Source organism: Devosia sp. J20-27 (genome assembly GCF_055808595.1).
Genome location: NZ_CM147875.1, coordinates 2497261 through 2509074 on the forward strand (window position 1 = coordinate 2497261; position 11814 = coordinate 2509074).

11 protein-coding genes and 1 other RNA gene are annotated in these 11814 nt (G+C 65.2%); 11 read left to right on the plus strand and 1 reads right to left on the minus strand.

Annotated elements, in window-relative coordinates:
• Positions 1–64 precede the first annotated feature (64 nt).
• The 11 genes from AC0L4C_RS12290 (at position 65) to mraY (ending at position 11311) form a co-directional block, all read left to right on the plus strand.
• A complete protein-coding gene (locus tag AC0L4C_RS12290; RefSeq protein WP_473399894.1) occupies positions 65–1030 on the plus strand; it encodes an ArsR/SmtB family transcription factor in 966 nt (321 codons plus the stop codon).
• Positions 1027–1926 (plus strand): methylenetetrahydrofolate reductase [NAD(P)H], encoded by a 900-nt coding sequence (gene metF / locus AC0L4C_RS12295; protein WP_473399895.1) that lies wholly within the window; start codon positions 1027–1029, stop codon positions 1924–1926. Before AC0L4C_RS12290 ends, metF begins: the two co-directional genes overlap by 4 nt.
• 131 nt (positions 1927–2057) lie before the next feature.
• Positions 2058–2819: a hypothetical protein gene (locus AC0L4C_RS12300; RefSeq protein ID WP_473399896.1), complete on the plus strand. Its 762-nt coding sequence runs from the start codon at positions 2058–2060 to the stop codon at positions 2817–2819.
• A gap of 76 nt (positions 2820–2895) precedes the next feature.
• Positions 2896–3609 carry a TerB family tellurite resistance protein gene (locus AC0L4C_RS12305; protein WP_473399897.1) on the plus strand — a complete coding sequence of 238 codons (714 nt, stop codon included), beginning with the start codon at positions 2896–2898 and terminating at the stop codon, positions 3607–3609.
• A gap of 44 nt (positions 3610–3653) precedes the next feature.
• An RNA gene (rnpB, locus tag AC0L4C_RS12310) (RNase P RNA component class A) lies at positions 3654–4044 on the plus strand.
• Between the two features lie 211 nt (positions 4045–4255).
• Positions 4256–5227, plus strand: a complete 972-nt coding sequence (gene rsmH / locus AC0L4C_RS12315; protein WP_473399898.1) for a 16S rRNA (cytosine(1402)-N(4))-methyltransferase RsmH — start codon at positions 4256–4258, stop codon at positions 5225–5227.
• Positions 5224–5619 (plus strand): cell division protein FtsL, encoded by a 396-nt coding sequence (ftsL, locus tag AC0L4C_RS12320; protein WP_473399899.1) that lies wholly within the window; start codon positions 5224–5226, stop codon positions 5617–5619. The genes rsmH and ftsL overlap by 4 nt, the downstream gene beginning before the upstream one ends.
• Positions 5603–7327, plus strand: a complete 1725-nt coding sequence (locus AC0L4C_RS12325) for a peptidoglycan D,D-transpeptidase FtsI family protein (protein ID WP_473399900.1) — start codon at positions 5603–5605, stop codon at positions 7325–7327. Before ftsL ends, AC0L4C_RS12325 begins: the two co-directional genes overlap by 17 nt.
• A gap of 25 nt (positions 7328–7352) precedes the next feature.
• The gene (locus tag AC0L4C_RS12330) at positions 7353–8795 is read left to right on the plus strand and encodes a UDP-N-acetylmuramoyl-L-alanyl-D-glutamate--2,6-diaminopimelate ligase (protein ID WP_473399901.1); all 1443 of its coding nucleotides are present in this window, start codon (positions 7353–7355) and stop codon (positions 8793–8795) included.
• Positions 8796–8798: 3 nt separating this feature from the next.
• On the plus strand, positions 8799–10196 hold the full coding sequence (locus tag AC0L4C_RS12335; RefSeq protein ID WP_473399902.1) for a UDP-N-acetylmuramoyl-tripeptide--D-alanyl-D-alanine ligase: 1398 nt from the start codon (positions 8799–8801) through the stop codon (positions 10194–10196).
• Positions 10197–10225: 29 nt separating this feature from the next.
• The gene (mraY, locus tag AC0L4C_RS12340; RefSeq protein ID WP_473399904.1) at positions 10226–11311 is read left to right on the plus strand and encodes a phospho-N-acetylmuramoyl-pentapeptide-transferase; all 1086 of its coding nucleotides are present in this window, start codon (positions 10226–10228) and stop codon (positions 11309–11311) included.
• Here the strand turns inward: mraY and AC0L4C_RS12345 are convergent.
• Positions 11308–11808, minus strand: a complete 501-nt coding sequence (locus tag AC0L4C_RS12345; protein WP_473399905.1) for a hypothetical protein — start codon at positions 11806–11808, stop codon at positions 11308–11310. The two genes, mraY and AC0L4C_RS12345, sit on opposite strands and share 4 nt — an antisense overlap.
• Between the last annotated feature and the right edge of the window lie 6 nt (positions 11809–11814).

An 11814-nucleotide genomic window follows, 5' to 3' on the forward strand; every position in this document is an offset into this window, starting at 1 on the left:
AAAGCTCTGGACCAGCCATTCCACGAGATATAAAGATATCTTTATATCTAGCAGGTGGGCGCGCGTGGCGAGTTCCGAATCTCTGATCGATGTGTTGCGGGCGGCGGGCGAGGGCACGCGGCTGCGCCTGCTGTCGCTTCTCAACGACGGCGAGCATTCGGTCAAGGATCTGACCGAAATCCTCGGGCAGAGCCAGCCGCGCGTCTCGCGCCATCTCAAGCTCTTGGCCGATGCCGGGCTGATCGTGCGCAATGCCGAGGGCGCCTGGGCCTATTACCGGCTGTCGCCGGACGGGGTAGGGGGCGACCTGGCGCGCTGGCTGATCAGCCGGCTCGAGCCCACCGATCCGGACCGCGTCCGCGATCTCAATCGTCTCGCGGCGGTGCGTGCGGCCCAGCAGGAGCAGGCGGCAGCCTATTTCGCCAAGGTCGCCGACAGCTGGGACCTGCTGCGCAGCCTGCATGTCCCCGAGGAAGCGGTGGAGGCCGCCATTCTCGATGCCATCAAGGGCCGCGAGATCGAGGTCATGCTCGATCTGGGGACCGGCACCGGCCGCATGCTCGAGCTGCTGGCACCGGTCTACCGCCGCGGCATCGGCATCGATTCGAGCCGCGAGATGATCGCCGTGGCGCGGGCCCGCCTTGCCGCCGTCGGCGCCAGCCACGTGCAGATCCGGCTCGGCGATATTGCCGATATCGACGGCGGTATCGGCCTCGCCGATCTGATCGTCATCCATCAGGTGCTGCATTATTTCGACGATCCCGGCCGCATGCTGGCGCAGGCACGGCGGGCGCTCAAGCCGGGCGGCACGATGCTGATCGTCGATTTTGCTCCGCACGAACTCGAATTCTTGCGCACCCATCACGCCCACCGGCGCCTGGGGCTCTCCGAGACGCAGATGGCGCAATGGGCCGCTGCGGCCGGCCTGCAGGTTGCCGGACTCAAGACCTTTCCGCCCCTTCACCCGACCGAAGGGCTCACCGTCTGCCTGTGGCAGCTCACTGAAGAAACCGGGAATACGCTGTCATGACTGCCCATACCGATCCGCGCATGAGCCGCCAGATCACACCCGGAGCGGCGCCGTTCCAGGTCTCGTTCGAGTTCTTCCCGCCCAAGACCGACGTCATGGAAGAGCGGTTCTGGGAATCGATCGGCAAGCTGGCGCCGCTGCATCCGCGCTTCGTCTCGGTGACCTACGGCGCCGGCGGCACGACGCGCGAGCGCACGCTGCGCATGGTGAGCCGGATCAAGCAGGACACCGGCGTCGACGCCGCGGCACATCTGACCTGCGTCGGCGCCTCGCGGGCCGAGGTGGATGCCGTGGTGCGCGGCTATCAGGACGCCGGGGTCAACCGCATCGTGGCGCTGCGCGGCGATCCGCCCGAGGGTGTCGGGCAGCCGTTCGTGCCGCATCCCGAGGGCTATCGCAATGCCGCCGAACTGGTGGCCGGCATCCGCAAGATCGGCGATTTCGACATTTCGGTCGCTGCCTATCCGGAAAAGCACCCGCAGAGCCCGAGTTGGGATGCCGATATCGACAATCTCAAGCGCAAGCTGGGCGAGGGGGCGGCGCGCGCCGTCACCCAGATGTTCTTCGACAATGACGACTATTTCCGTTTCGTCGATCGGGCCCGCAAGGCCGGCATCACGGCGCCGATCGTGCCGGGCATCCAGCCGATCCATTCGTTCAAGCAGATTTCCGGCTTTGCCTCGCGCTGCGGTGCGTCGGTGCCCGGCTGGCTGGCGCAGCGCTTCGAGGGTCTCGAGGACGAGCCGGAAACGCATGCACTGGTGGCCTCTGCCGTCGCCGCCGAGCAGGTGCTCGAACTGGTCGACCACGGCATTACCGAGTTCCACTTCTATACGCTCAACCGCTCCAACCTGGTGCTGGCGCTGGCCCGGCTGCTGGGTGTCCGCCCGGACTGACGGCAATCCGTTCAGGTCGTGTTCATGTCCGCGGCGGCAAGGTGATCATCGGGGCGGCTTCACAAAAAGGCCCCATTGATTTTCTTTGTTCCGCCAGCGGCGCGAACGCGCCCTGGCAAGGATAGTGCTCCATGAAACTGAATCCGAAAGTCACCGGCGCCCTGGCCTGGACCGGGCTTGTCCTGGTGCTGGCCGTGCCCGCAGCCGAGATGCTCGGCGGCAAGCCGGAGGCCAAGGCGACGCTCACCTCCGACATGGATCAGGTGCAGACCGCGAGCGTGAAACCCGCCGCCATCAAGCCGGCCGCGACTCAGTCGGCCGCCGTCAAACCGGTGGTCGGCGACGATCCGGTGCAGGAGTTCGTGAAATCCGGCAAGAAGCTGCCGTCCTACATCTCGGGCGGCGATGCGCCGGCACAGCAGACCGCCAGTGTGCCCCAGCCGACCGTCAAGAAGCCGGGCACCATCACCGTCAATCCCGATGGCACGATCGACAAGCCCTATCTGTCGTCGAGCCCGGCGCCCGTCGTGGCGTCCGTGCCCGAGCCGGCATTGATCGCGCCGGTGCCGCTGCCGGCCTCGGCCCGCCCGGCGACGCGTCCGGCTACCGCTACCGAAGCACCGCTGATCCTTGACGAGAGCCAGGTCGCCACGGCCGATCCGGACGTCTTCATCCCGCCCGAGCCCATCGTTTCGGGCGACCAGCTGGAGGAGTGGGATACCGGCTCGCTGGCGCAGTATCTCGAGCGTCGCGGCATTCTCGAAAAGACCTCGCAGGCCGCACCGGCGCGGGGCGAATACGACCCGGACGGCTTCTTCCTCAGTGATGGTCCGAACCGTCCGCGCAACTCGCGCGTCATCATCATCGACCGGGCGCCGGACTACTGGAACTGAGCATAGCTCCATTACGGTTTCGTCACTTTCTATTTCGCCGCCAGCCGTTATGGTGCGCGCCGAACAGGAGGGTGCTGTGTCCGTCTGGGATCGCCTGAATGCCATTGTCGGATCGTTTTCCAAGCGCACGGGTGTGGCCGGGTCGCTGGCCAATGCGCTCGACCCCGACAACTGGCTGCCTGGTGGCAAGGATGCGGCCTTCACGCTGGCGCTGATCGCGCTGTCGGCCAAGATGGCGGTGTCGGACGGCGTGGTGCAGGCCTCGGAACTGCGGGCCTTCCAGCGCACCGTCGAGATCCCGCCGGCCATCGAGCACCAGGTGCAGAAGGTGTTTGAACTCGCCCAGCAGGACGTCACCGGTTACGAGTATTACGCCCGCAAGATCGGCCGGTTCTTCATCGACAGCCCCGATACGCTCGAGCACGTGCTCGACGGCCTGTTCCACATCGCCTCGGCTGACGGCATGGTGCACGAGGCCGAGCTCGACTATCTCAAGTCGGTCAGTTCGATCTTCGGCTTTGACGATGCCCGGTTCGAGCAGATCGCCAGCCAGCACATGCTGCTCGACACCGGCGCTGATCCCTACACGGTGCTTGGCCTGTCGCCGAACGCGCCGCTCGACGAAGTCCGCCGCGTCTATCGCCTGCTGGTGGCCGAACACCACCCCGACCGGCTGATCGCCAAGGGCGTTCCCGAGGAACTGATCGACCTCGCTTCGGGCCGCATGGCGGTGATCAACCACGCCTATGGCAAGCTCACCCGGGCCCAGCTTCCGGCCCCTGCCGCCTGAGCGCTGCTTGACGGCGGGCCGCCCGCACCCCTACATGCGCCTCGCCAGTCGACCGGGTGGCCGCTCCTTACGGGGTAACTCGCAAGGGGAGGAAAGTCCGGGCTCCATCGAAATACGGTGACGGCTAACGGCCGCCGGGGGCGACCCTAGGGAAAGTGCCACAGAAAGCAAACCGCCGGCCTTCGGGCAGGTAAGGGTGAAAGGGTGCGGTAAGAGCGCACCGCGGACCCGGCAACGGGGACGGCACGGCAAACCCCACCGGGAGCAAGACCAAATAGGGGTGACGTGGCATGGGGCAACCTGTGCCGGCCGATTTCGAGGCCAGTCACCCGGGTTGGTTGCATGAGGCCTCCGGCAACGGAGGTTCGAGATGAATGGTCACCACGCAGTGGCAACACTGCCCTACAGAACCCGGCTTATAGGTCGACTGGCACTTTCTGTTTCTGACCAATAGTGACGCCGCGCTGTGACAACTGTGATTGTCGTGGAGCAGTTTTGACGCATCTCGCGAGGTGTCCTGTGCTGGCGTACTCAACAAAATCTTAAGCTCCAATGGGCAAAGTGGCTCAAATGCTCTCAGCGGTTTGAGAGTCATCGCGTACCGGCAAAAGCCGGAATGGAGTGCGGGCAGAGTATGGGCAAGCCTATGGCCAGCGAGCAAGGTTCACCGCATGTGCCGGTGTTGCTTGCAGAGGTTCTCGAAGCCCTGCAGCCGCTGGCGGGCGCTCGCATCGTCGACGGCACGTTCGGTGCCGGCGGCTATTCGAAAGCCCTGCTCGAGGCCGGCGCCTCGGTGGTGGCGATTGATCGCGATCCCGGTGTGGCGCCGCATGTCGAGCGCCTGACCGCCGCATATCCGCAGACCTTTTCCTTTGTCGCCGGTGAGTTTGCCGCGCTCGACCAGCTGGTCTCCCGGCCGGTCGATGGCGTGGTCCTCGATATCGGCGTCTCGTCGATGCAGCTCGACGAGGCCGACCGCGGCTTTTCGTTCATGCGCGACGGGCCGCTGGACATGCGCATGTCGGGGCAGGGCGAAAGCGCCGCCGATCTCGTCAACACGCTCGAAGAGGCGGCGCTGGCCAACCTGCTGTTCGCCTATGGCGAGGAGCGCAAGTCGCGGCGCATCGCCCACTCGGTGGTCGCGGCCCGCGCCGAAGCGCCGATCACCACCACCGCCCAGCTGGCGCGGCTGATCGAAAAATCCATCGGCCGCAAGCCGGGCGACAGCCATCCGGCGACCCGCAGCTTCCAGGCCCTGCGCATCGCCGTCAACGCCGAGTTCGACCAGCTGGTCGAGGGGCTGTTCGCCAGCGAGCGGCTGCTGACCGAAGGCGGCCGGCTGGCCGTCGTGACCTTCCACAGCCTCGAGGATCGCATCGCCAAGCGCTTCTTCGATCCGGACAAGGGTGGCCCGGCGCAGTCGCGGCACCTGCCGCAGACGGCGACCGAGGCCCTGCGCTGGCAGATTGCCAAGGCGCGGAAGCCGTCGAGCGGCGAGATCGCCCGCAATCCGCGCGCCCGCTCCGCCATCCTGCGCGCCGCTCTGCGCACCGACGCGCCGGCCCGTGAGGTCAGCTATGCCGGTCTGGCGGTTCCCACCATCCGGGGCGCGGCATGATCAAGACCCTCAATGTCATCCTCGTCTGCACCAGCATCATTGGCCTGGTGGGCGTCTACGCCCTCAAGTTCAATGTCGAGGACACTGCCACGACCAAGGCCTCGCTGGAGCGGAAGATCGAACGCCAGCAGGCCTCGCTGTCCTTGCTGGAGGCCGAGTGGGCCTATCTGAACCAGCCGACCCACGTGGCGCCGATCGTCGCCCGGCATAACGAAGTGCTGCTGCTGCAGCCGACCAGGCCGACGCAGTTCGCGTCCATCGACTCCCTGCCGATGCGGCCGGTCGTGCAGCCCGATACCACCGCGCTCGATGCGCTTTTTGAAACGCTGGAATCGGGCATCGATCCCATCGAACAACTGATTGAAGCGAGTGAGAATGGCATTCCTCTCTGACAGCGCGAGCACCATTGCGCTTGACGGGGCCCGCAAGTCCCGCGGCAATCTCACCAAGAACCGCATCCGCTGGGTGATCCTGGCGCTGGTGCTGGTGTTCGGTGCGGTGTCCCTCAAGCTCATCCAGCTGGGCACGATTGTCAGCGACACCACCATCGAAGGCCAGGAGCGCGACCTCATCACGGCGTCACGCCCGGCGCTGCTCGACCGCAACGGCCTGGAAATGGCCGTCGACATTCGCGTGCCGTCGCTGTTTGCCGAACCGCGCCGCATCATCGATGTGGAGGAAGCGGTACAGAAGCTGCGCACCGTGCTACCCGATCTCGACGAGGACTGGCTGCGCAAGCGGCTGACCGGCGACAAGGGCTTTGTCTGGGTCAAGCGCGAGCTCACCCCCGCCATTGAGGATGCGATCTTCGGTCTGGGCCTGCCCGGGCTCGATTTCGTGCAGGAAAGCAAGCGCTTCTATCCCGGCGGCAAGGAAGCCTCGCATATCCTGGGTGCCACCAATATCGACAACCAGGGCATCGCCGGCATCGAAAAATACATGGACGACCAGGACATTGCGCTGCTGCAGTCGCTGGGTCTGGCGCGCGGCAACGACCTGACGCCGGTCAACCTGTCGCTCGATCTGCGCGTCCAGCACGTGCTCTACGAGCAGCTGAGCGATGCGCTTGTCCGCTACCAGGCGATCGCTGCCGCCGGCGCGATGATGGATATCCGGACCGGCGAGATTCTCGGCATGGTGTCGCTGCCCGACTACGATCCGAACAATCCGCAAAGCGCCTTCGACGACTACATGGGCAAAAAGAACCAGCGCTTCAACCGGATCACCTCGGGCATCTACGAGCTCGGATCGACCTTCAAGACCGTGACCATGGCCGGCGCGCTCGACAGCGGCCTCGTCCGGATCACCGACACGTTCGACGCCCGCTACGGCGTCCGTTTCGGCCGCTTCACCATTGACGATTTCCACGGCAAGCACCGCGTGCTGACGCTGCCGGAAGTCTATAAATACTCGTCCAATATCGGCACCATCAAGATCATGCAGCAGATGGGCAAGGACAACTTCCGGGCCTTCCTGAGCACGCTCGGGTTCGACACGGAAGTGACGATCGAACTGCCCGAAAAGCGCCTGCCGACGGTGCCGGAGAAGTTCTCCGAGATCGTGGCCGCCACGGCCAGCTTCGGTCACGGCCTGTCGATTTCGCCGCTGCACATGCTGCGCGCCGTCGCCGCCTTCGTGAACGATGGCAACATGGTCACGCCGACGCTGTTCAAGCGCAGCGTGGCCGAGGCCCGGACGCTCTACAAGCCGGTCATCTCGAGCACGACCAGTGCCTATATCCGCTACCTGATGCGGCTCAATGCGCTCGAGGGCTCGGGGACCCGCATGAACAAGGAAGCGGCAGGTTATCGCGCCGGCGGCAAGACCGGGACGGCCGAGAAGGTGGTCGACGGCAAGTACTCGTCCAGCAAGACGCTGGCGGTGTTCGCCTCGGCCTTCCCGCTCGACAATCCGCGCTATGCGATGATCATCCTCGTGGACGAGCCGCAGGACGAAAACGCCCAGTCGGGCCATACTGCCGGCTGGAACGCCGGTGAGGTAACGGGTCGGGTGGTGGCCCAGGTGGCACCGATGCTTGGCATCAGCCCAGATTTCAATGAAATGCTAGATGGCAATCTTGTCCCGGTGGAAATCCGCTAGCATACTTCCAGAAGGAATATCGGACGTGCCATTTGTACTGGCAGATTTGCTGCAAGGAAGCGGTGCCGAGGCGCCGCCCACGCTGAGCGTCGAAGGCATCAATGCCGACAGCCGGCAGATTGCCGCCGGAGAGGCGTTCTTCGCCATCTCCGGGGCCAAGTCGCACGGCGACAGCTTCGCCGCCCAGGCGAAGGAGCGCGGTGCCATCGCCATGATCTCGGACCGCAAGCCGGCGGTCGATCCCGGCATGCCGGTGGTGATCGTCAAGGACGTACGGGCGGCCTATGCCGCCGCCGCGTCGCGGGCGTTCCCGGCGCAGCCCGAGTTCGCCGTGGCCGTTACCGGCACCAATGGCAAATCGTCCATCGTCTCCTTCGTGCGGCAGATCTGGGACCATTGCGGCATCGCTGCCGCCAGCATCGGCACCGTTGGCATCGAGACTGCCGAGGGTGTGCAGCCGGGCGAACTGACCACGCCTGACCCGCTCGACCTGCATCGCGACCTCGCGGCCCTCAAGGCCAGCGGCATCGATCACGTCGCCATGGAGGCCTCGAGCCAGGGGCTGGACCAGCGCCGCATCGACGGGTTGCGGTTCAAGGCCGTGGCCTTCAGCAATCTCAGCCGCGACCATCTGGACTATCACGCCGACATGGACGCCTATCGCGACGCCAAGCTGCGGCTGTTTCGCGACCTGCTGGCCGAAGGCGGATCGGCGGTGGTCAATGCCGATGACGAGGAGCACATGCCGTTCCTCTTCGCCGCGCTCGATCGCGGCGCCACGCTGCTGACCGTGGGCAAGGAAGGCGCCTTCTTCGAGATCGGCGATATCGTCCACGACGGCTTCGGCCAGACGGTGACGGGCCGCATGGTGGGTGAGCCGGTGGCGTTCCGCCTGCCGCTGACGGGCGCTTTCCAGGTCAGCAATGCTGTCGTGGCGCTGGCCTTGGCAATCTCTACCGGCGCACCGCCGGAGAAGGCGGTCGAGGCGCTCAACACGCTCAAGGGCGCCAAGGGCCGCATGGAACTGGTGGCCGAGCACAATGGCGCGGCGATCTTTGTCGACTACTCGCACAAGCCTGCCGCACTCGAGTCCGCGCTGACCGCGCTGCGCCCCTTCGCCAGGAACAAGCTGCATCTGGTCTTCGGTGCCGGCGGCGACCGCGACAGCGGCAAGCGCCCGCTGATGGGGGAGGTGGCGGAGCGCCTGGCTGACACGGTGATCGTCACCGATGACAATCCGCGCACCGAGGACGCCAAGGCGATCCGCAGCCAGATCATGGCGGAAGCCAAGTCGGCAACCGAGGTCGCCGACCGCCGCAAGGCCATCCAGACCGCGATCGGCAATCTCAAGTCCGGCGATGTTCTGCTGATTGCAGGCAAGGGCCATGAGGACTATCAGATCATCGGCGAGACCAAACACCACTTCTCCGACCACGAAGTGGTGCTGGAGACACTCAAGGGACTGTAGCGCATGAGACCACTCTGGACCGTCGCCGAGGTTGTTGCAGCCACCGGCGGCCGGCCGGAGGGATTGCTCGATGGTCCGATCGGCTCGATCTCCATCAATTCCCGTGACATCCAGCCCGAGGCGCTGTTCGTCGCCATCCAGGGCGATCTGCATGACGGTCACGATTTCGTCGGCAAGGCGCTGGAGCAGGGGGCTGCCGCGGCGCTGGTCTCGGAGGCCTTCCATGCCCGCAATGGCGGCGACCGGCTGATCGTCGTCCCCGATCCGATGGCGGCGCTCACCAGGCTGGCGATGGCGGCACGCGAGCGCAGCCGGGCGCAGATCATCGCGGTCACCGGCAGCGCCGGCAAGACCACCACCAAGGAAGCCCTGCGCACCGTCCTCTCTGCCGCCGGCGAGACCCATGCCTCGGTCAAGAGCTTCAACAATCACTGGGGCGTGCCGCTGACCCTCGCCCGGTTGCCGCGCGAGGCGCAGTTCGGCATCTTCGAGATCGGCATGAACCACGCCGGCGAGATCACCCCGCTGGTGCGCCTCGTGCAGCCCCATATTGCCGTCATCACCACGGTTGCTGCAGCGCATCTGCAGTTCTTCGCCTCGGTTGCCGATATCGCCGTCGCCAAGGCCGAGATCTTTCTGGGCCTGACGCCGGGCGGCACCGCCGTGCTCAACGGCGACCACGACTATCTGCATATCCTCTTCGGCAAGGCGCGCGAGGCGGGCGTGGCGCGCATCGTGACCTACGGCTTCGACGAGAGCTGCGACTGGCACATGGTTGGCTATGAGCCGCGGGGCGACCGCACCCTGGTCAAGGTTGTCCATGAGGGGCAGACGTATGACCTGGTGCTGGAGGTGCAGGGCCGCCACATGGCTGCCAATGCCGTTGCCGCACTGGCGGTGTCACATCTGTCGGGGGAGGGCGTCACCGGGGCGGTCAAGGCGCTGGCCGGGTTTGGCGCGCCGGAGGGACGTGGCGAGGCCATGCGCCTCGGTCCCGCCGACAAGCCGCTGCTGCTGATCGACGAAAGCTACAATGCCAACCTCGCCTCGATGGCTGCGGCGCTCGACGTCTATGCAAATGTGCGGCCCACCGGTGGCAGCAAGGTGCTGGTTCTGGGCGATATGCTCGAGCTGGGCGCCCTCAGCTCCGAGCTTCATGCGTCGCTCAAGGATGCCGTTCTAAAGACGCAGGCAGACAAGATCTTTCTGGTGGGCACGGCGATCGATGGCCTGCGCAAGGCGCTGGGCGAGGCGCATGTCACCGGTTACGCCAGCAAACTCGAGGAGCTGTCCGACGCCATTGTTTCCAGCCTTGCGCACGGCGATGCTGTTATGGTCAAAGGGTCCAATGGAGTGCGCCTGTCGAGCCTCGTGAAGCATATTCGCGAGCGGTTCGCCTGAGCAGCCTTCGCGTCGGGAAAGCGTAAGACATGCTGTATTTTCTAGGGCAGTTGGGCGAGAGCCTCGCCGCGTTCAACGTCTTCCGCTACATCACCTTCCGAACCGCCGGCGCCGTGGTGACGGCCCTGTTCTTCGTGTTCCTGTTCGGCCCGGGCATGATCGACGGCCTGCGCCTGCGCCAGGGCAAGGGGCAGCCGATCCGCGAGGACGGGCCGCAGTCGCACCTGCTGACCAAGAAGGGCACGCCCACCATGGGTGGGCTGATGATCCTGTCGGGCGCGGTGATCTCCACGCTGCTGTGGTCGAACCTCTCGAACGGCTATGTCTGGTGCGTGCTGTTCGTTACCTGCGCCTTCGGCGCGATCGGCTTCTACGACGACTATCTCAAGGTCAAGCGCATGTCGCATAACGGCTTTTCCGGCCGTCAGCGGCTGTTGCTGGAAGCCATCATCGCTGCCATTGCCGTCTACTTCATTTCCATTCTGGGCGAGCCGAGCACGGCCAACTTCCTGTTCTTCCCGTTCGTCAAAGGCCTCGCCATCAATCTGGGCTGGTTCTTCGTGCTGTTCGGCGGCTTCGTCATCGTCGCGGCGGGCAATTCGGTAAACCTGACCGACGGGCTCGACGGCCTTGCCATCGTGCCGGTGATGGTAGCCGCGGCCTGTTTCGGGCTGATCGCCTATCTGGTCGGCTCGGTGACCTTTTCGGACTATCTGCTGATCAATTACGTCCCCGGCACCGCCGAACTGTCGGTGGTCTGCGGCGCGCTGATCGGGGCCGGGCTGGGCTTTCTGTGGTTCAACGCCCCGCCGGCACAGATCTTCATGGGCGATACCGGCTCGCTGGCGCTCGGCGGCGCCCTGGGCACCATCGCCGTGGCCACCAAGCACGAGATCGTGTTGGCCATCATCGGCGGCCTTTTCGTGCTCGAAGCGGTGTCGGTGATCGTGCAGGTCGCCTCGTTCAAGCTGACCGGCAAGCGCGTCTTCAAGATGGCCCCCATCCACCACCATTTCGAGCATCTGGGCTGGACCGAGAGCCAGGTGGTGATCCGCTTCTGGATCATTTCGTTCGTGCTGGCGCTGATCGGGCTAAGTTCGCTCAAGCTGCGCTAAGGCTGCAGATCAAGCCGCTCCCAAAGGAAGCAATTGTCCGTGTAGTCGGACGGCTTGTCGCCGAGGCTGACCGCGTGAAAGTCGTAGGGCACGCCGTATTCGAGCACGTACACCATGCGGAGCGCGGCGCCGACCGGAGTATTGTCTGTAGAGGCCCAGAAGCCGGAAAATAGCCATGACTCCAGCGGGCTGTCGAAAGCGGCGCCAAAAACCCGCTCCTGATACGCGCGCCAGTCTTCTCGCGAGAGCGCGTCGATACCGGCGAGCGGCGCGTGGCCGAGTGGGTCGTTGAGCAGCTTGCGAGGAAATGCAGCCACCTGCTGGGGGGAAATCACTTCATCAGTTTCGAGATCGTAGGCGGTGGTGCCCATCTTGAAGTAGGCCGGATCCCAGCCGGGCTGCCGCGACAACTCAACCAGGTGACGCCCGACGGTCGTCAGGTTCTGTGCTTGGGCCCGTGTCAGCGCGGGATCGAGATGCCGGTAGAGTTCACCCAAGGTCAC